The sequence below is a fragment of the Stenotrophomonas sp. C3(2023) genome (assembly GCF_032911385.1).
In the GTDB taxonomy this organism is placed as follows: Bacteria; Pseudomonadota; Gammaproteobacteria; order Xanthomonadales; family Xanthomonadaceae; genus Stenotrophomonas.
Map to the genome: position 1 here is coordinate 170,275 of NZ_JAWJLO010000001.1, position 19,361 is coordinate 189,635.

Consider the following 19,361-nt stretch of genomic DNA (forward strand, 5'->3'; position numbering starts at 1 on the left):
CGTATGGCGCTCGCCGCCAGCCCTGTTACGGTTTTCAACCACCGCGTCGCGGCGTACTGCCTGCCCGGCGTCACCACCGGCCCGGCCTGCCCGATCCTCCAACCTCCCCCTGCCTGAGGCTACTGCCGCCATGGACTGGACCTGGATGACCGCGTTGCTGCTGCTGATGGTGCAGGACATCTTCAGCCATCGGCGTCTGCTGTTTGTGCAGCAGCGTCGGCAGGCACTTGCCCAGCGCCTGGAGGCGATGGGTGCCAACCTGCCCGTGGTGGTCTACCGAGCGCGGCTCAAGCGCGACGGCCAACTGCGGCTGGAACAGGTACTGGGCGACGCGCCGCAGCTGTTTTCCGCAAGCGCGGCTGAGCTGAAGGCTGACCCGCACCGCGTACTCGACGCGGTACACCGTGCTGACCGCCGCCCGCTTCGTGCAGGCATCGAACACGCGCTGCGCAGTGGGCAACCTGTACGGCTGGTGTTCCGCTCCCGTGGTGTCAAAGGCGTGAGGCACGTTGCGATGCAGGCATGGCCACTGGAAGCGGAAGGCAACCGGGTGTGGAACGGATACTGGATGGATGATTCACAGGCATGGCGCCGGGCCGAGGCGACTGAACATGAGCGCCGTCGCGCTGCGCAGCAGGCACTGGCACGCGACCGCCTGCTGCAGGCGCTGGAAAGCGGTATCAAGGCGCCGATGCAGGCCCTTGCCGAGGCGGTCGGTGCGCTGCAGGGCGAGGCGCTGCCTCCTGCCCAGGCATCCGCCGTACAGGCGTTGGCCGATGCAACGCGGATGCTGGCCCAGCTGATGGAAGAAGCAGGCGGCAGCCTGGTACCGGAACATGCTGACGGCCCACCACACTGCCGGCCTGCCGCGCTTCGTCCGTTGTTGGAGCAGCTGCATCAGCTCCTGAATCCCGTGGCGCGACGCAAAGCCCTGGCCCTTGAGCTTCAGGTGTCGTCAGCGGTGGCCGACTGGCTGCTGCTGGATGACGCGCGGCTGCGGCAGGTGCTGTTGAACCTGCTGGGAAACGCGCTCAAATTCACCACGCACGGCGCGGTCCGGCTGGACGTGGAGGTGCTCGATGAAGACCTCGCGCGGCAGCGGCTGCAGTTGACGGTCAGTGATACGGGTATTGGCATTGCCAGCGACCGGCTCGCACAGGTGTTCGAGCCCTACCGCCAGGGCGCCAGGGACACCGCAAGACGCTTCGGCGGGACCGGGCTTGGGCTGGGAATCTGCCGACAGCTGGTCCAGAGCATGGGCGGTCAGCTGCGCCTGCACAGCCAGGCAGGCGTGGGCACCGAGGTCACGGTGACCCTTGATGCCGCGCGCGCCGCCAACCCCGCGCCCCCCCCACTGTGCACGCCGCACACAGCACGCGTGCTGGTTGCCGACGACCACCCTGCGCACCAGCTGATGGTGCAGTGGTGGCTGCTGGAACTGGGTCTGGAGTCGACGCTGGTTGCCGATGGCCATCAGGCACTCGTTGCCTGGCGCGAGGGCGGTTTCGCGCTGCTGCTGTGTGATGAGCAGATGCCGGGGTTGTCCGGCACCGCACTTGCCGCACGCATCCGCGCCGAGGAAAAGACAAGCGGCGCGCCCCGCACCGTGATCATCGGCATGAGCGCGGATGTGGACGGTGTGGCGCGCGAGCATTTCGACCGCGTACTCACCAAGACCGGCGGCGCGGCCGCGCTGCACGCCGCGGTCGCCGAGCTGTGCCCTGACCTGATCGAGGCCGGCGGCGCACCGTCGGCACCGCCACCTTCACCGTCGCAGCTGCAGCTGGATATCCGCCTGCTGCAGGCGCGCTTCGGTTCCGAAGAACGCGTGCGTGAGCTGCTCTGCACCCTGCAGAGTGCATTGGATGAGGACATCCAGCGGCTGCAGCGGGAAGTCCACAACAACCAGACAACCGCGATCAAGGCGCGCCTGCACCGCATCGCCGGCGCGCTGGGCAGCATCGGCTCGGTGGCGCTGGCCGACTGGCTGCGCCAGCTGCAGCCGCCGTTGGCCGAGCCGGACCTGCAGGCGCTGATGAAGCACCTGCAGGACTACCTGCGCCAGCTTCAGGCCGCCACTGCCTGAGCCTGCAGCAGGCGCGCGATGCTGTCCGCTGCATCACGGCCCTCGGCAACCGCGGTCACCACCAGATCGGCGCCGCGCACCGCGTCACCGCCGGCAAACAGCTGCGGGTGGCTGGTCTGGAACGGCAGGCGACCCTGGCCACCGGCTACGATGCGACCGTTGGCAGTGCCTTCGACGCCCTGTGCACTCAACCATTCCGGCACGCTCGGCGAGAAGCCGAACGCGATGATCACCACATCGGCCTCCAGCAGCGATTCGCTGCCCTCGATCGCCACCGCGGCCTGGCGCCCGTTGGCGTCGGGCTCGGCCAGACGGGTTTCCACCACCGTCACCCCGATGGCCTCGTCATCCGCGCCGGCTTCGATGGAAAGCGGCTGACGGTTGAACAGAAAGCGCACGCCTTCCTCGCGCGCATTGGCCACTTCGCGTGCCGAGCCGGGCATGTTGGCTTCATCGCGGCGGTAGGCACAGGTCACCCGCGCCGCGCCAAGCCGCACCGCGCTGCGCACGCAGTCCATGCCGGTGTCGCCGCCGCCGAGCACGACCACGCGCTTGCCGGTCAGGTCAGGCAGGGTGATCTGGTCTTCCCAGCCGGCAATCGGCCGGCCCTGTGGCGCGTCGCCGCCGACAATGCGGCTGTTCTGCACCAGGAACGGCAGCGCCGGCAGCACGTTTTTCAGGTCCTGGCCGGGCAGGCCGCCGTCGGTGTAACGGTAGGCGCCGGTGCCGATGAACACCGCGTCGTACTCGGCCAGCAGCTTCGCCACGCTGATATCGCGCCCGATCTCCACGCCCAGCCGGAACTGCACGCCCATGCCTTCGAGCACCTCGCGGCGGCGGCGGATGACGTCCTTGTCCAGCTTGAAGCTGGGAATGCCGAACTGCAGCAGGCCGCCGATCTGTTCATAGCGGTCATGCACCACGGCGGTGATGCCGGCACGCGCAAGGCGGTCGGCGCAGGCCAGCCCGGCCGGGCCGGCCCCGATCACCGCCACCCGGCGACCGGTGGGCTGTACTGCACTGAGGTCGGGGCGCCAGCCCTGGGCCAGTGCGGTATCGACGATGTATTTTTCCACCGCGCCGATGGTCACCGCGCCGAACTCTTCCAGCGTGCAGCTGCCCTCGCACAAGCGGTCCTGCGGGCAGACGCGGCCACAGACCTCGGGCAGCGGATTGGTGCTGTGGCACAGCGCCGCCGCTTCCTCGATGCGGTTTTCCTGCACCAGCTGCAGCCACTGCGGAATGGCGTTGTGCACCGGACATTTCCAGCTGCAGTAGGGGTTGCCGCAGTCCAGGCAGCGCCCGGCCTGGTACTGCGCCTCTTCCTTGCCGAACTTCCCGTACAGCTCACCCCAGTCGCCGGAGGTGCGCAGTTCCACTGGAATGCGCTGCGGCATGGTCCGGGGCAGGTCGAGAAACTGGAAGGCGTGCTTGCGGCTCATGGCGGACTCTTTTGATTCCCGGTGCCGGGCGGGGCCCGGCAGTACGGCAGTGGAAAAGCCGGCGCGTCCCATGCAGGCGACGGCGCCGTTGCGCGCGCTGACTCAGGCAGCGCGGCGCAGGGTTTCGGTCAGCGATTCGATGCTGGCGGCCTTGGGTTTGACCAGCCAGAAGCGGCCGATGTAATCGCGGAATTCATCCAGGATCTGCTGTGCCCAGATGCTGCCGGTCAGCTCGCGGTGGCGGCCGATCAGACGGTGCAGATGCTGGCGATAGTTCTCGAAGCCCTCGGCGGAAACGCGATGGATGTCGATCAGCTCATGGTTGTAGCGGTCGACGAAATCGCGGTCCACATCCAGCACGTAGGCCAGCCCACCGGTGAAGCCGGCGCCGAAGTTCAGGCCCACCTTGCCCAGCACCAGCACCACGCCGTCGGTCATGTACTCGCAGCAGTGATCGCCTGCGCCCTCGACCACCGCCAGCGCACCGGAGTTGCGCACTGCAAAGCGTTCACCGGCACGCCCGGCAGCGAACAGCTCACCGCCGGTGGCGCCGTACAGGCAGGTATTGCCGATTATGGCGGTGTTGCGTGCCTCGAAGCGCGCACCGCGCGGCGGACGCACCACCACGCGGCCACCGGCCATGCCCTTGCCGACGTAATCGTTGGCCTCCCCCTCCACTTCCAGGTGCAGGCCGCCCACGTTGAAGGCGCCCAGGCTCTGCCCGGCAGTACCGCGGAAGCGCAGGTCGAGGGGGGCATCGGCCATGCCCTGGTTGCCGTGCGCGCGGGCGATGGTGCCGGCCAGACGGGTGCCGATGGAGCGGTCGGTGTTGTGGATGAGGAAGCGATGCTCGCCGCCGCGCTTGTGCGCGATGGCATCGGCCAGCAGACCATCCATCTGCGTGGCCAGGCTGTCCGGCGACTCGTACAGGCGCTGCGCGGCACAGTGGCTGCCTTCGTAGCGGGCATCGGCCAGCAGGCGCGACAGGTCCACCCGTACCCCTTCGCGCGGCGCCACGTCGAGCTGGCGCAGCAGATCGGTACGGCCCACGATCTCCTCCAGCGAGCGCACGCCCAGACAGGCGAGCCAGCCGCGCACCTCTTCGGCCAGCAGGCGGAAGAAGTTTTCCACGCGCTCGGGCTGGCCGGTGAAGTGGTTCTCGCGCAGGCGCTCGTCCTGGGTGGCCACGCCGGTGGCGCAGTTGTTGAGGTGGCAGATGCGCAGGTATTTGCAGCCCAGCACGATCATCGGCCCGGTGCCGAAGCCGAAGCTGTCGGCACCCAGCAGCGCAGCCTTGACCACATCCAGGCCGGTCTTCAGGCCGCCATCGGTCTGCAGGATGGTCCGCGCACGCAGGTCGTTTGCCACCAGTGCCTGGTGAGCCTCGGCCACGCCCAGCTCCCACGGCACGCCGGCGTAGCGGATCGAGCTGACCGGCGAGGCGCCGGTGCCGCCGTCATGGCCGGAGATGGTGATCAGGTCCGCACCGGCCTTGACCACACCGGCGGCAATGGTGCCGACGCCGGCATGGCTGACCAGCTTCACCGAAACCAGTGCGGTCGGGTTGACCTGCTTGAGGTCATGGATCAGCTGGGCGAGATCCTCGATGGAGTAGATGTCATGGTGCGGCGGCGGCGAGATCAGGCCGATGCCCGGCTTGGCGTAGCGCAGCCGCGCGATCAGCTCGTTGACCTTGTGGCCGGGCAGCTGGCCGCCCTCACCGGGTTTGGCGCCCTGCGCCACCTTGATCTGCAGCACCTCGGCATTGACCAGATACTCGGCAGTTACGCCGAAGCGACCCGAGGCCACCTGCTTGATCTTGCTGCGCCTGTCGGTGCCGTAGCGTGCGGGGTCTTCGCCGCCTTCGCCGGAATTGCTGCGCCCACCCAGACGGTTCATCGCAATGGCCAGCGCCTCATGTGCCTCGGGCGAGAGCGCGCCGAGGCTGATCGCCGCTGTATCAAAGCGCGGGAACAGCGCACTGGCCGGTGCCACCTCGTCCAGCGGCGTTGGCGTGGCAGCGGGCACCAGCTGCAGCAGGTCCCGCAGTGCCGAGGGCGGGCGCGCATGCACCGCCTCGCAGTACTGCTGCCAGTGCTGCGCATCGCCGGTGCGCGCCGCGCGCTGCAGCGTCATCACCACGTCCGGGTTGTACATGTGGTACTCGCCGCCGTGCACATACTTGAGCAGGCCACCCACATCCGGCTTGATCTGGTCGTCCCACGCCTGCAGGCACAGCTCGCGCGCCTCGGCATCGAGCCGGGCGAAACCCATCCCGCCGATCCGCGACGGCGTATCGGGGAAGCACAGCGCCACCACCTCCGGCTCCAGCCCGACGATTTCAAACAGCTGCGCGCCGCGGTAGCTGGCCACGGTGCAGATGCCCATCTTGGAGATGATCTTCGACAGGCCCTTGTAGACGCCCTTGCGGTAACGGCGCCCGATCTGCGACTGCTCGCCGCCCTTGCTCAACTTCAGAATGCCGCGACGGCCGAGGTCGAACAACGTCTGGTAGGCCAGGTAGGGGTAGACCGCTGTGGCACCGAAGCCGAGCAGACAGGCCATGTGGTGCGGGTCGCGCGCCGTGCCGGTTTCCAGGATCAGGTTGACCTCACAGCGCAACCCGGCCCGGCACAGGTGGTGGTGCACCGCGCTGGTGGCCAGCAGCGCATGCACCATCGGCCGGCCCGCCACCGGGTAACGGTCGGAGAGCAGCAGCATCACTATGCCCTCGCGCGCAGCGCGCTCGGCCTCGGCGCAGATGCGTTCGATGCCTGCGCGCAGGCCTTCTTCTTCGCTGTAGGAGAGGTCGATGAGGCGGTTGGCCTCGACGTACTGCTCCATCTTCAGCAGCTGGCGCAGCTTGCGCTGGCTCAGCACCGGCGAGTTGAGAATGACGTGGTTCACCGTCTCCGCGCCGGCATGGAAGATGTTGGTCTCCTTGCCGAGCTGGGTGGACAGCGACATCGCGCAGTCTTCGCGCAGCGGGTCGATCGGTGGATTGGTGACCTGGGCAAAGGCCTGGCGGAAATAGTCGTACAGCGGCCGGCTGCGCTGGCTGAGCACGGCCAGCGGCGTGTCATCGCCCATCGAACCGGTGGCTTCCTGCTCGGTTTCGGCCAGCGGCCGCAGCACCTGCTCCACTTCCTCGGTGCTCAGCTGGTAGAGCTTGTGGTAGCTGCCCAGCGTACGGGCATCGAACGGCTCCTCCACCAGCGAGGGGTCGATCAGCTCGGTCTGCAGGTAGGTTACGCCCTGCTGCAGCCATTGCTTGTACGGTGCACGGCCGCGGTTGATGCGGTCCACCGCATCGGAGTCGAGCAGGTCGCCGCGCTTGAGGTCGATGGCCATCATTTCGCCCGGGCCGAGCTTGCCCTTGCGCACCACGCGCTCGGTCGGCACTTCCCACACGCCCGCTTCGGAGGCCACCAGGAAATGCCGGTCGGAGGTCAGCATCCAGCGCGCCGGGCGCAACCCGTTGCGGTCCAGCGTGCACACCGCATAGCGCTCATCGCAGGCAACGATGCCGGCCGGACCGTCCCACGGCTCGCTGTTGAGGCCATGAAACTCGTAGAACGCGGCCAGGTCCGGGTCCTTGAACTCCAGCGACTGGGTCGCCGGCGGCACCAGGATGCGCAGCGCCTGGATCAACTCCATGCCACCGGCCACCATCAGCTCCAGCATGTTGTCCAGACTCTGCGAGTCCGAACCGTGCATGGAAATCACCGGGTCGAACTCGGCGATGTCAAAGCGCGGCGTGGACCACACCTTGCTGCGCGCCTGCGCCCAGCGCCGGTTGCCTTCGATGGTGTTGATCTCGCCGTTGTGGGCGAGCAGGCGGAACGGATGGGCCAGCGGCCATCGCGGCAGCGTATTGGTGGAGAAACGCTGGTGGAAGACGATCGCGCTGGAGGCCAGGTCGCTGCGCTGCAGGTCCACATAGAAACGGCTGAGCTTGTCCGGCAGCACCATGCCCTTGTAGCTGATCGACTGCGGGCTGAGCGTGGTGACGTAGAAATCGGCATGCGCGCGCAGCTTCTGCTCGCTGCGGCGACGCGCCAGGAACAGGGCAAGCGTGAAGGCGGCTTCGTCCTGTGATGGATCGGCATCGACAAAGATCTGCTCGATGTGAGGCAGCGTATCGCGGGCCAGCTGGCCACAGACGCTGTCGTCGGTGGGCACTACGCGCCAGCCACGCGGTTGCGTGCCAGCCTCCCGCAGCTCGGCTTCGAGCAGCGCGCGGCACGTGGCAGCCGCCTGCGCGTCGTGCGGCAGGAACACCACGCCGGCTGCGAAGCGCTCGCCCACCGGGATGGCTGCTTCGGCGGCAATCGCCTTCAGGAATGCCTGCGGGCGACGCAGCAGCAGACCACAGCCATCACCGGTAAGCCCGTCTGCGGCCACGCCGCCACGGTGGGTCATGCGCGAGAGCGCTGCGATCGCGGTGTCCACCAGCAGCCGCGAAGGCTGGTCGTCCAGTTGCGCCACCATGCCGAAACCACAGGCATCGCGTTCGTGTTGCGGGTCGTAAAGCCCTTGGCGAGTGCGGGGGGCCATTGCTGCCTCTTGGTCAGGTGAGCGGGGACACCTTGACCCGCCTCTGGGGCGTCTTCCGTACGGGACGCAGCTCCAGAAACGCGTGTGAGGCCACCGGATGACTTGACTAGATCACAGATGCTGCGGCGCCGCAAGACACGGTTGCACGCGCAACCAAGAGGTATGCAAGTGCTTGTTTATCATCAGGAACAGGTGCCCGCCGAGGGGGCGCGACCTCACCGCCCGATGGGTGACGACCATCGGTCTTCATGCCGCCCGGTAGGTGACGACCGTTGGTCGTCACGCTGTTTCGCGCCGCAGGGCAGCGCCCTGCGCCATGACCGAGGATCAGCCGCAGCGAACGCCGCTGACCACGTTCTTTTCATCCAGCTCGACATTCAACCGCTCGCCGACGAACTCCATCGTGGTCATGTCGTCTGGGCGCAGCACGCGCAGTTCCTGCGCGCTGGCATCCTGCTGTGCCTGGCTGCCCAGAGCATCGGTGTACGTCTGGCCTACCAGGCCCTGCGCCTGGCTGGCATCACAGCTGCCCACCGGCGGTGCTTCGGTGGCTTTGCCGGCCTCATCCGCCGGCGCCGCAGCGGCATCGGCGGCCTGCTGGGCTTCAGTGGAAACAGCTTCCTGCTCATCCGGCGGCGGCGCCGAACAGGCGGCCAGCAGCAACGCGGCGGGAACGGCAAGCAGGAAGGGGTGTGACAGGCGCAGCGACTGCAGCAACGACATGGGTTCTCCTGTAACGACAACGTGAACAAACGCCGAGCATAACGGCTGCAGCGCGGTCAGGTGTTGGAGTTGCGTTATCCCGGCAGCAGACGCCAGCTTCAGGCGCCGTTGACGCGCGCATGCACGCGGCCTGCGCATAGTGCGCTCATGAGCACCCCTGCCCCTGCAACTTCCCCGGAGCGGCTTGCCGCGCGCGCTGCCGGCCTGCGCTATGTGCATGACGGCCAACCTGGACTGAGCCGACGTCGCGCCGGCAAGGGTTTCAGCTACCGCGATGCCGACGGCCAGCGCGTCAACGACGCCGACACCCTGCAGCGCATCCGCAAACTCGCCATCCCGCCGGCCTACACTGACGTATGGATCTGCGCGTGGTCCAACGGCCACCTGCAGGCCACCGGACGCGACGCGCGCGGGCGCAAGCAGTACCGCTATCACGCGCAGTGGGCCGACGTGCGGGGCGCCGGCAAGTTTGAGCGTATCGTGGCTTTCGGTGAGGCACTGCCGAAGCTGCGCCGCGCCCTGGCACGTGACCTGCGCCGGGAAGGGTTCCCGCGCGAGAAAGTGCTGGCCACCGCCGTGTCCCTGCTCGCCGACACGCTGGTGCGCGTGGGCAATGAAAGCTATGCGCGCAGCAACCGCTCCTACGGGCTCACGACGCTGCGCAACCGCCATGTCGGCATCAAGCCCGGTGGCATACTGCGCATCAGCTTCCGCGGCAAGTCCGGCCAGCAGCATGAAGTGGAAGTAGGCGACAAGCGCCTGGTGAAGCTGGTGCGGAGGCTGCAGCAGCTGCCGGGCCAGGCGCTGTTCCAGTATCGCGATGACGACGGCAACCTGCAGCCGGTCGACTCCGGCGAGGTCAACGACTACCTGCGCGAGGTGATGGGCGAGGACTTCACCGCCAAGGACTTCCGCACCTGGGGTGGCACACTCGAAGCGCTGCGTCTGTTCGCGACCACCGCGCTGCCGGAGCCGGCCAGCCAGCGGGCGCTGGCCCAGGCGCAACGCGAGGTGGTGTGCAAGGTGGCTGCGTTGCTGGGCAACACGCCAGCCGTGTGCCGCAAGGCGTACATCGACCCCTGCGTGATGCTGGGCTGGGAACGCGGCGAGCTCACCGCGCTGGCCGGCCTTCGTGGCCCGCGCCAGTGGGAGCAGGCCGCGCTGCGCTACCTCAAACGCGCCCGCGCCGCGCGCTGAGCGCTGGCAGCGCGGCCTGCCGAGCGAGCCGACCGGGGGGGCAGCTCGTGCCCGGCATCACCCGCAATGGATCGCGGTGATGTTGTTGTACGGTCCGGTCTGGATGGTCAGGCGCTCGCCGCCGCTCTGCGCCTGTCCGGCGGTGGCGTCGGCGTGACCGCTGGCAGTGGCTCCGCTCTGTGCGTCGCCGCGGATCACCCGGACCTGCAGGCTGTCACTGTCCACCCGCGCGCGCTCGACGGTCGACGCCGATGCAGCCAGGCCCACCGCGCCGCGCACCTTGTCGATGTGGCAGTGGCCAGAGATGACGCCGTCGATCGGCTGCACCTGGGCCAACGGCGCGCTGCTGCAGGCGGCGAGTACGGTGGCGGCGGCGGCCACGCTGAAAAAACGGATCATCGGCTTGCTCCTTGGGACTCGGGTGGTCAGCGTGCCGTGTGCCGCGTGCGTGCACGATGAAGCCATACACATCCCGCCCACGCCCGGTTCACTGCGTGCCACGGCCGCGCAACGCACACTGCAGGCCCATTCTGTGAGCACCGCCAGCCATAACCACTTGCACGGCGTGCCCACACCGAACAGGAGAACGCATGGCTACCAGCAAGAAGGTCCCCGCGCGCCGCAAGGCTTCCCCCAAGGTCCGCAAGGGCAGCGAACCGGCTGCCGCGTCCGCCACCGATGGCACCGAGCGCCCGCGCGTGGTCAAGACCGCAACGCGCAAGGCTGCGTCGACCGATGCACGCGCCGCACGCGTGGCGTCGCGCCAGCGCCGCCTGCAGGACCAGGAAAAAGCCAAGGATGCACGCGCGGCGAAGAAGGCTGCCAGCGGCAAGGCCAGCAAGGCCACCCAGGCCAGTGCGCGGAAACAGCCGGAGAAGATGCCGGCCCAGCACATCGAGAAGCCGGGCAACGAGCACGAGCTGGATCTGGCGCCGCGTTTTCTCGCACCCGACTACACCGGCAGCGGCAAGCTGCAGGGCATGCGTGCGGTGATCACCGGCGCCGACTCGGGCATTGGCCGCGCGGTGGCGGTGCTGTTTGCCCGCGAGGGCGCTGATGTCGCCGTGCTGCATCTGGACGAAGCAAAGGATGCGAAGGTCACCCGCGAACACGTGGAACGCGAAGGGGGACGCTGCCTGGTCATCGCGGGCGATGTGAGCGACCCGCGCTTCTGCGACAAGGCGGCGCAGAAAGTGGTCAAGGCATTCGGCGGCATCGACATCCTGGTCAACAACGCCGCGTTCCAGCTGCATTGCGAGCATCTGGAGGACCTGGAAGACGAGCACCTGCAGGAAACCCTGCAGACCAACATCGCCGGCTACATCCACATGGCGCGCGCGGTGCTGCCCTACATGGAAGAAGGCGCAAGCATCATCAACACCGGATCGGAAACCGGCCTGTTCGGCAGCAAGGCGCTGATCGACTACTCGGCCACCAAGGGTGCGATCCACGCCTTCACCAAGGCACTGGCCAGCCAGCTGCTGCCACGCGGCATCCGGGTCAACTGCGTGGCGCCGGGCCCGGTATGGACGCCGCTGAACCCGGCCGACAAGCAGGCACCGGATGTGGCCGAGTTCGGCCGCAACAGCGACATGGGCCGTGCCGCGCAGCCGGAAGAGTTGTCGCCGGCATACGTTTTCCTCGCCTCACCCGCCTGTGCCAGCTACATCAGCGGCGTTGTGCTGCCGGTGATGGGCGGACCCCACGGCTGAACAAATTCATCGAAACATGAATGAAAAGCCAGCAACAGTGCGCTTCATCTAGTTAACTGCGGTTATTTTGCTGCGTGTGCAACATTCCAGGCATCAGAACGGGGAAGGGCGGCCGATACCGGGGCTGCCCTTCCACGATCTGACCTGGACAGTTTCACCATGAAGCGTTCCCTGCTCGCCGCGACAATCGCCTCGTGCCTCGCCCTGACCGCCTGTGGCGGTGGTGGCGGCGGCAACGTCAAAAGTGACCCCGTACCCGCCACGCCGGTACCGCCGACCCCCACTACCCCGACCACGCCCACCACGCCGGCGCCGACCACCCCGGTAACCCCGCCGGTCACGCCACGCTACCGCGGCGAGGCCGACAATCTGCTGGTGCCGATCAATGCGGATGTGGCCCACAAGGCAGGCGCAACCGGAGCTGAGGTCAAGGTCGGCGTCATGGACGATTTTCTGCAGCCCGGCTATGCACCGCTGGCCGGCAACGTGGCGTTCAACAAGGACTACACCGCCAGCCCGGGTACGCCGGAATCCAGTGCCAACAGCCATCGCGGCCACGGCACCGTGGTGTCCTCGCTGATCCTTGGCGACACCAGTGGCACCTTCAACGGCGGCGTCGCCCCCGACGCGACGCTGCACTACGCGCGCATCTGCGCGGAAAACAGCTGCGGCAGCCAGGCCACGCGCAGTGCGGCCGAAGACATGGCTGCCGCTGGCGTGCGCATCGTCAACCTGTCGCTCGGCAACCAGTACACCGAGGCCGCACAGAACGCCAATGCTGCTGCCGCCTGGAAGTACGCGCTCGACCCGATCGTCAGGGCCGGCGGTCTGGTGATCGCAGCCACCGGCAATGAGGCCCAGAGCACGCCGGACTTCCCGGCCGCATCGCCGACGCTGGAGCCCACGCTGCGCTACAACTGGCTGGCCGTGGCGGCCGTCGAACTCGACGCCAGCGGCAAGCCCACCGGGCTGTCCACGTATTCCAATGCCTGCGGCAACGCAGCCGCGTTCTGCGTTGTGGCACCCGGCACCTACACCGCACCCATTCTGGCCGACAGCATGTACAGCGGCCGCGTGGCCGGTACCTCGATGGCCACGGCCACCGTGAGCGGTGTGGCCGCACTGGTGTCCAGCGTCTACCCCTGGATGACCGGGACCCAGCTGCAGGAGACGGTGCTGACCACCGCCACCGACCTGGGCGATGCGGGCGTGGATGCCCGCTTCGGCTGGGGGCTGGTCAATGCAGAGAAAGCGGTCAATGGCCCGGCCGCGCTGCTCACCGGCTGGACTGCCGCTGTCAGCCGCGATGCCACCTTCGCCAACGACATCAGTGGCAAGGGGTCGCTGACCAAGATCGGCAGCGGCACGCTCACGCTGCTGGGCAACAACACCTACACCGGCAGCACCGCCGTGCTGGAAGGCACGGTGAGCCTGCACGGCGCACTGGGCTCCGATGTGATCCTCGGCAACGATGCCACCTTCGCGGCCCATGGCGGTCGCATCGATGGCAACTACGAAGTGGTCAACACGCGCGCCACCACCGCTGTGCAGCTCGGCAAGCCGCTGCAGGTGACCGGCAAGGCCGCCCTGCAGGGCCATCTGCTGCTGCTGCCCGAAGCGACCGGCTACAGCGTGGGCGGAACCGAAACACTGCTCAGCGCCGGCACCCTGCAGGGCAGCTTTGCCGACGTGACATACGCCAACGGCTTTTTCTGGAATGCCGCCGTCGGCTACGACGCGCGCAACGTTACCGCTACACTCACCCGCGCCTCGGCGCAGGCGTCGGCGCGGGCGATGAGCGCGCCGCAGGCGGTGATCGACGGTGCCGGCCAGGCCGATGCGCTGGTGGCTTCGCTCGACCAGCACGTGCGCAACGGTGACACCGCCGGCCTGGACAGTCTGCTCTCCACCAGCGCAGGCCTGCTGGCGGTGGATGACGCGCGCGCGGCCGCCTCCCTGGCCACGCTGACCGGTCAGGTCCATGGCGTGCAGCGCACACTGGCGGTGACCTCCGCACTGAACGACCTGCGCGTGGCCGCCGACCGGCTGCCGCTGCTGGCCGACACCCAGGCACCGACCGCGTGGGTGCAGGCCGACTACCTCGACGGCGATCTCGACCGCGCCGGTTACGCCTCGGCCCGCTACCGCACCTCCGCGCTCACCGTGGGCCTGGACCTGCCGGCAGGCCGTGCCGGCACCGTGCTCGGCGTGGCGGTCACCGGCGGGCGCAACCGCGCCGACATCGCGGCCGCATCCAGCCGCCTGCAGGCCGACCGCATCGCACTGACCGGCTACGCCTGGCAGCCGCTCGGCGACGGTTACCTCTCCGGTGTGTTCTCGTACGGGCGCAGCGACGTGGACACCGCGCGCACCGTGATCGCAGGCAACGCCGCCGAGCGGGTGAGCAGTGCACGCGATGAGGCGGTGTTCAGCGCCCGCATCGAAGCGGGCATTACCTTGGCCAACGGGCTTTCCCCGTTCGTGGCCCTGGGTCATGTCAGCCATCAGCAGAGGGCCTTCGGCGAGGCCTCCGCGCTGGGCCTGGGTCTGGCCGCCGACGCCGACCATGTGGATACCAGCTTTGCCGACATCGGCCTGCGCCTGCACCAGCAGCGCGGCGCGTGGCGGTTTGACAGCGTGCTGGCCTGGCGCGATGTGTTCTCGGGCCGCAACACCGACTTCCGGGCAGGGTTCACCGGCCTGCAGGACGCGCGCTTCACCGTGGCCGGCGAACCGGTGTCGGCCGAAGCGCTGCGCGCCTCGTTCGGCGTCGGCTACCAGCTTTCGCCGACGCTGATGCTCCACGGCAACGCCGGTGCCGAGCGCGGTGCCAGCGGCGCCGACAACGTCAACGCCAACCTCGGCCTGCGCTGGGAGTTCTAAGCCACCCGTAGAGCGGGGCTCTGCCCCGCTGCTTGTTCCGCAGCGATGCGCACACCGCCCGTCGCCCGTAGAGCGGGGCTCTGCCCCGCTGCACGGCCAAGGCCCGCGCGCGACCTCAGCTCAGGTCGTGCAGCGCCCTGCCCAGCACCGGTCCGATCCTCATCTGCGAAAACCGCACCTCCAGTCCCGCACGCTCCGGGCTGCACGCCATCGGCCCCACCTGGTACGTGCGCGCGACGGGGAACGGACACAGCCGCAGCAACGGCCAGTGCCTCCCATCGGCCGAGACCTGCAGGCGCAACACGCCCGTATCCACGGTAGCGCGCATCCAGAAATCCGACGGGTCGCCGTCAAAGGCACCCGTCGCCCAATCCGAGTGTCCGTCGGTGAGCACGCTGCTGAGCATGGCGCGACCGTCGTTGAGCTCGATGCCCGCCTTGACCCATCGGCGCTCATCGACACGGATCATGATCCCCGCCTGATCGTAGAGCTGCTCGAACGTGCCACGGACCCGCAGCTGGCAGGTAAACCGTTCCGGTGCATCGAAGGCGAGAAAGTGGCCACTGTCGCGGGTGAATCCATAGTGGGTCTCACGCCAGAAATCGGTGCCTTCGTCAGTGACGACCTGGAGCACCTCTCCCGGCAGCACACGATGCACCTTGGGCGCGTTGAGCCAGCGGCCGCGCTCCCATTGGCTGCTGGGGTGCGCGTCGCCGCCCTCGACCAACTGCTTGTCAGCATCTGCCATAGCGCTTCCCTGGGCTGAAGATGCCGCCGTTGTAACCGCCTGCAAATCAATCCGTCAAACGAACCGAAGGCGGCACCGCGTAGAGCGGGGCTCTGCCCCGCTGCACTGCCCACGCACACCTCGCCCGAGGAACCGACGGCCAATCACCGGCTTGGGTCAACGTAGGACTCTTCTTTCAAGCGATCCCACTCAACTTTGAGGATCTCCTGACACTTCGCCACCAGTTGCGTTCTGACCGCCGCGAACTCGTTCTGTACATCGCTTGGTTGCCGTGCGCTCTTCACCCTGTCGAACCCGCCGACAACCCGCTCCAGGCGTGTCATCAGCGCGTTGAGTTGCTGATGTTTCTGCTCGGTCATGTTGAGCCTGAGCTCGATACGCAAGGCAAGCTGCAACGCCTCCTTGCGTAGTTCGGCGTAGTCGTTTCTAAACTTGTCGAACTCGCGATCCGACTCCTCATCCGACAAGTCCGTCAGCTGTGCCCTGCTAACGATGGCTTCCCAGCGATACGAGATCTCCTGCCAGAGCGTCACATACTGCGCGATATCCGCACGCAGCTCGTCAATCCACACCTGCCTCTTGGCCGAGACATTGGCCATGGCAATTCTGCGCGACGCGAGCTCCTGCATCGACAGCTGCTCGCTCAGCGACTGTTGCTGCTGCAGCGCCCGCTGTCTGCTGAGCTCCAGCTGCGTTCTGCGCAGCCGTGATGCGATGAATATCTGGGTGACGGTGCCGCACAGAATGGCGAGGAAGGAAACGATGACCGCGGCACCTGCCAGCCAGACCTTGTTGATGATCTCGGCATTCTGCACGGCTGTACCCGCGATGCTCTGGAATGCGACGTAAGCAACTGGACTCATTGCAGCTGTTCTCACCTTCGAGCAGAAGCCCTTTCCGAAAAACCTACACGCAGGCGCGCGGGTTGGCCAGAAGCTATCTGAAAAAAAATATTGGATGCCTTCGCCAGAAAGATGAGCTGAATCATCAAGCGCGTCGGGCCGCGCGCAGATTCCATGCCACGCGTTTTCAGTGGCGCAGCAAGATGTCGCTAATTACCAACTCCCGCGCCCACGTGGGCGCAGCTGCTCGAACGCACCGCGTTTGAACTCGCTGCTGGATTTTCTGGACTTCTTACACGAACACGCCTCATGGCCTGAATCGACGTTCTTGAAAGCGCGCGTGAGAACGGGATACAACCTCGCCCGTAGCGAGCACGTCCTGCGCACCATCATCACCCATCACGCGCATCGTCCACATCAAGCGCGAGCAGCAGGATGCCAATGACTAGCAGGACATGCTGGGCTACACCACCGTGCGCAAGCGAAACCGCTCGCAGACCTGTGGCTGGCAGAGCGGCGTGTCCCACACTGAAACCGGGCAGTGCCAGTGATGTGCGAGAAGGTCCGGTACTACGAAGACACGTCTTGTGCGAGGCGGCAGTTGCCGAAGGTGGACGTGCAGGTGCTTGCGATCCCGGGCGACGCGGAACTGCCATCCGGTACGCCGTCGTGATGAAACCCGGCTCTGCAGCGATCGACGCTTTCATAGCCATCCCATCAGTCCCATTCAACCACTGCAACATCGAGGCTACGCCCATGGTCGGTACCAACGAAACCCACCTCCAGCCGATCAAGGACAACGACATCGTCATCAATCGGCCGAAGAAAGGGGAGTTTTACATCCTCAGAGTAGACGTGGACTGCCCTGAGCATGGCGTGGTGTTCGAGAACAAGCGTCACGTCGTGACGCCGCCAGACAGGCTCCATCAGCCCAATGGCGCAGCGTTTCGCTTGTTCAATGAGATGCCTCGTCTGCGTCAAAGCCGGCCGGATTGCATGGTGAATGATCTCGCTTCCAGCTTCGGCGGCTATTGGCTCGTTTCCGAGCCACTGAAGCGAGTCTTTGAGTCCGTCGACCCAGAGGGATTCGCGTTCGCGGAATGCGAGTTCATCCTCCATGACGGTACCGTTGGACCGAAGCACTATCTGTGTGATGTGGTGCGAATACTTGACGCAGTCGATGAAACCACTTCAAAGATCCGTATTGAACTGGATGACGATTTCCCGGGCGGGAAGTACTACAGCGAAGGTAGTGCCGCCAGATTCGCTTTCAAAAAGGATGTCGTGGGTTCTGCGCACGTCTTCCTGACTCCCTACAACAGCATGAAGGTTTTCTGTGATCGCACGCTGCGAGACGCGCTGATCGAACACGGCTTCGGTAAAGAACCCAATACCCGTGGCGTGTTGCTCGAAGACGCTGCCGCTCTTGGGCTTTACACGCTACCTCCGAGCTACTGGCCGGAGAACCGCTGATATGGCGACCATCCTGCAAAGTCACCCTGTCAACGAGTCGAGAATGTTTGCTGAGCCCGGTTCTACAGCGAACAAGGGCTTAACGGCACACAATCGGATCCATCCAATCATTGCAACATCGAGGCTACACCCATGACCGGCAACAATGATAAGGGAAGTTTCGCACTTGATGACGGAGATATCGTCATCAACCGTCCGAAGTTAGGGGAGTTTTACATTCTCGGCGTAGAGATGGGCGGCCCCGAGCATGGCGTGGTGTTCGAGAACAGGAATCAAGTCGTGACACCACCAGGCAGGCTCTATCAACGTAATGGCGCAGCGTTTCGTTTGTTCAATGAAATGCCTCGTCTGCGTCAAAGCCGGCCGGATCGTATGGTGAATGATCTTGCCTCCAGCTTCGGTGGCCATTGGCTCGTTTCCGAGCCTCTGAAGCGAATCTTTGAGTCCGTCGACCCAGAGGGATTCGCATTCGCGGAATGCGAGTTCATCCTCCATGACGGTTCCGTTGGACCGAAGCACTACCTGTGTGATGTGGTGAGAACACTTGACGCAGTCGATGAAACCACTTCAAGAATCCGTATTGAACTGGATAACGACTTCCCGGGCGGGAAGTACTACAGCGAAGGTAGTGGTGCCAGATTTGCTTTCAAAAAGGATGTCGTGGGTTCTGCGCACGTCTTCCTGACTCCCTACAACAGTATGATGGTTTTCTGTGATCGCACGCTGCGAGACACGCTGATCGAACAAGGATTCGGTAAAGAGTCCGATACCCGTGGTGTGTCGCTTGAAGACGCCGCCGCGCTTGGGGTTTACACGCTACCTCCGAGCTACTGGCCGGAGAACCGCTGATATGGCGACCATCCTGCAAAGTCACCATGTCATCGAGTCGAGCATGTTCGGTGAGCCCGGTTCTACAGCGATTGAGAGCTTCACGGCGCACGATCGGATCCATACAACCATTGCAACATCGAGGCCACATCCATGACCGGCAGCAGTGACAAGAGCACTTTTACAGTTGGTGACGGAGATTTCGTCATTAACCGCCCGAAGGAGGGGGATTTCTATATTATTGACGTAGAAATGGGTGGCCCAGGGCATCGGGTTGTCTTCGAGAATGAAGATGAGCTTCTGACGCCACCAAGATTGATTCTGCGCCCGAAGGATGGGGGATTTCCGCTGCTCAAGGCGAAGCCTCGATTGCGCCAAACGCATAAAGGGCGGACCGTTAGAGACTTGGATTCCGATTTCAGCGGATACTGGTTGGTCTCGGAACCCCTGAAGCAGGTTTTCGAGTCCGTCGACCCGGAGGGCTTCGTATTCGCGGAATGCGAGTTCATTCTCCATGACGGCTCAATTGGACCAAAGTATTACTTGTGCGATGTGGTTAGAACACTTGATGCAGTTGATGAGACGACATCAAAAGTAAAGATCAAACTTGGGGAAGGCTTTCCACACGGCAAGTGCTATGACACGTCGGGAGGTGTCAGCCTCGCTTTCAGGAAGAATGTCGTGGGCCCAGCACACGTTTTCCGGACGCCCTATAACAGCATGACCATTTTCTGTGACCGCGTCTTGAGGGATGCCATCATTGACCGAGGTTTTGGCAAGAAGCCGAACAGGCGCGGTGTGCTCCTTACAGACGCTTCTGCGGACGGTATCTATGGGCTTCCAGCCAAGTACTGGCCAGAGAATCGCTGA

13 protein-coding genes and 1 pseudogene are annotated in these 19,361 nt (G+C 65.7%); 8 read left to right on the forward strand and 6 right to left on the reverse strand.

Annotated features, from left to right (window positions below):
- The first annotated feature begins 130 nt into the window (after nt 1–130).
- Nucleotides 131–2,086, forward strand: a complete 1,956-nt coding sequence (locus RZA67_RS00670; RefSeq protein WP_317210598.1) for an ATP-binding protein — start codon at nt 131–133, stop codon at nt 2,084–2,086.
- Here the strand turns inward: RZA67_RS00670 and RZA67_RS00675 are convergent.
- The 3 genes from RZA67_RS00675 to RZA67_RS00685 all read right to left on the reverse strand — a co-directional run bounded on the left by RZA67_RS00675 (nt 2,068) and on the right by RZA67_RS00685 (nt 8,808).
- Nucleotides 2,068–3,528 carry an FAD-dependent oxidoreductase gene (locus RZA67_RS00675; RefSeq protein ID WP_317210599.1) on the reverse strand — a complete coding sequence of 487 codons (1,461 nt, stop codon included), beginning with the start codon at nt 3,526–3,528 and terminating at the stop codon, nt 2,068–2,070. The genes RZA67_RS00670 and RZA67_RS00675 overlap by 19 nt on opposite strands.
- A 102-nt stretch (nt 3,529–3,630) precedes the next feature.
- Nucleotides 3,631–8,085 (reverse strand): glutamate synthase large subunit, encoded by a 4,455-nt coding sequence (gene gltB, locus RZA67_RS00680; RefSeq protein ID WP_317210600.1) that lies wholly within the window; start codon nt 8,083–8,085, stop codon nt 3,631–3,633.
- 327 nt (nt 8,086–8,412) lie between these two features.
- Complete coding sequence (locus RZA67_RS00685) at nt 8,413–8,808, reverse strand: I78 family peptidase inhibitor (RefSeq protein ID WP_317210601.1); 396 nt, start codon at nt 8,806–8,808, stop codon at nt 8,413–8,415.
- Nucleotides 8,809–8,955: 147 nt separating this feature from the next.
- Between RZA67_RS00685 and RZA67_RS00690 the strand changes: the two genes are divergently transcribed.
- Complete coding sequence (locus RZA67_RS00690) at nt 8,956–10,005, forward strand: DNA topoisomerase IB (protein WP_317210602.1); 1,050 nt, start codon at nt 8,956–8,958, stop codon at nt 10,003–10,005.
- Between the two features lie 57 nt (nt 10,006–10,062).
- On the opposite strand, the gene RZA67_RS00695 is transcribed toward RZA67_RS00690, so the two are convergent.
- Nucleotides 10,063–10,404: a hypothetical protein gene (locus RZA67_RS00695; RefSeq protein WP_317210603.1), complete on the reverse strand. Its 342-nt coding sequence runs from the start codon at nt 10,402–10,404 to the stop codon at nt 10,063–10,065.
- A 191-nt stretch (nt 10,405–10,595) separates the two neighbouring features.
- Here RZA67_RS00695 and RZA67_RS00700 point away from each other — a divergent pair, with 191 nt between their 5' ends.
- Nucleotides 10,596–11,717, forward strand: a complete 1,122-nt coding sequence (locus RZA67_RS00700; RefSeq protein ID WP_317210604.1) for an SDR family oxidoreductase — start codon at nt 10,596–10,598, stop codon at nt 11,715–11,717.
- Between the two features lie 159 nt (nt 11,718–11,876).
- Nucleotides 11,877–14,600 carry a S8 family serine peptidase gene (locus tag RZA67_RS00705; protein WP_317210605.1) on the forward strand — a complete coding sequence of 908 codons (2,724 nt, stop codon included), beginning with the start codon at nt 11,877–11,879 and terminating at the stop codon, nt 14,598–14,600.
- Between the two features lie 115 nt (nt 14,601–14,715).
- Here RZA67_RS00705 and RZA67_RS00710 read toward each other — a convergent pair whose 3' ends face one another.
- Nucleotides 14,716–15,348 carry a DUF1349 domain-containing protein gene (locus RZA67_RS00710; RefSeq protein ID WP_317210606.1) on the reverse strand — a complete coding sequence of 211 codons (633 nt, stop codon included), beginning with the start codon at nt 15,346–15,348 and terminating at the stop codon, nt 14,716–14,718.
- A 143-nt stretch (nt 15,349–15,491) separates the two neighbouring features.
- Complete coding sequence (locus RZA67_RS00715; protein ID WP_317210607.1) at nt 15,492–16,211, reverse strand: hypothetical protein; 720 nt, start codon at nt 16,209–16,211, stop codon at nt 15,492–15,494.
- 349 nt (nt 16,212–16,560) lie between these two features.
- Between RZA67_RS00715 and RZA67_RS00720 the strand changes: the two are divergent.
- The 4 genes and pseudogenes from RZA67_RS00720 to RZA67_RS00735 all read left to right on the forward strand — a co-directional run.
- A pseudogene (locus tag RZA67_RS00720) lies at nt 16,561–16,863 on the forward strand (hypothetical protein); the annotation flags it as partial.
- Between the two features lie 83 nt (nt 16,864–16,946).
- Entirely contained in the window at nt 16,947–17,663 is a 717-nt protein-coding gene (locus RZA67_RS00725) for a DUF1629 domain-containing protein (RefSeq protein ID WP_317213765.1), read from the forward strand.
- A gap of 132 nt (nt 17,664–17,795) precedes the next feature.
- Complete coding sequence (locus tag RZA67_RS00730; protein ID WP_317210608.1) at nt 17,796–18,512, forward strand: DUF1629 domain-containing protein; 717 nt, start codon at nt 17,796–17,798, stop codon at nt 18,510–18,512.
- Between the two features lie 132 nt (nt 18,513–18,644).
- Complete coding sequence (locus tag RZA67_RS00735) at nt 18,645–19,361, forward strand: DUF1629 domain-containing protein (protein ID WP_317210609.1); 717 nt, start codon at nt 18,645–18,647, stop codon at nt 19,359–19,361.

Coding starts and splice junctions, on each gene's coding strand:
- RZA67_RS00710 (WP_317210606.1), bottom strand. CDS start 15,348: ATGGCAGATGCTGACAAGCAGTTGGTCGAGGGCGGCGACGCGCACCCC.
- gltB (WP_317210600.1), bottom strand. CDS start 8,085: ATGGCCCCCCGCACTCGCCAAGGGCTTTACGACCCGCAACACGAACGC.
- RZA67_RS00730 (WP_317210608.1), top strand. CDS start 17,796: ATGACCGGCAACAATGATAAGGGAAGTTTCGCACTTGATGACGGAGAT.
- RZA67_RS00735 (WP_317210609.1), top strand. CDS start 18,645: ATGACCGGCAGCAGTGACAAGAGCACTTTTACAGTTGGTGACGGAGAT.
- RZA67_RS00690 (WP_317210602.1), top strand. CDS start 8,956: ATGAGCACCCCTGCCCCTGCAACTTCCCCGGAGCGGCTTGCCGCGCGC.
- RZA67_RS00675 (WP_317210599.1), bottom strand. CDS start 3,528: ATGAGCCGCAAGCACGCCTTCCAGTTTCTCGACCTGCCCCGGACCATG.
- RZA67_RS00700 (WP_317210604.1), top strand. CDS start 10,596: ATGGCTACCAGCAAGAAGGTCCCCGCGCGCCGCAAGGCTTCCCCCAAG.
- RZA67_RS00715 (WP_317210607.1), bottom strand. CDS start 16,211: ATGAGTCCAGTTGCTTACGTCGCATTCCAGAGCATCGCGGGTACAGCC.
- RZA67_RS00670 (WP_317210598.1), top strand. CDS start 131: ATGGACTGGACCTGGATGACCGCGTTGCTGCTGCTGATGGTGCAGGAC.
- RZA67_RS00725 (WP_317213765.1), top strand. CDS start 16,947: ATGGTCGGTACCAACGAAACCCACCTCCAGCCGATCAAGGACAACGAC.
- RZA67_RS00685 (WP_317210601.1), bottom strand. CDS start 8,808: ATGTCGTTGCTGCAGTCGCTGCGCCTGTCACACCCCTTCCTGCTTGCC.
- RZA67_RS00705 (WP_317210605.1), top strand. CDS start 11,877: ATGAAGCGTTCCCTGCTCGCCGCGACAATCGCCTCGTGCCTCGCCCTG.
- RZA67_RS00695 (WP_317210603.1), bottom strand. CDS start 10,404: ATGATCCGTTTTTTCAGCGTGGCCGCCGCCGCCACCGTACTCGCCGCC.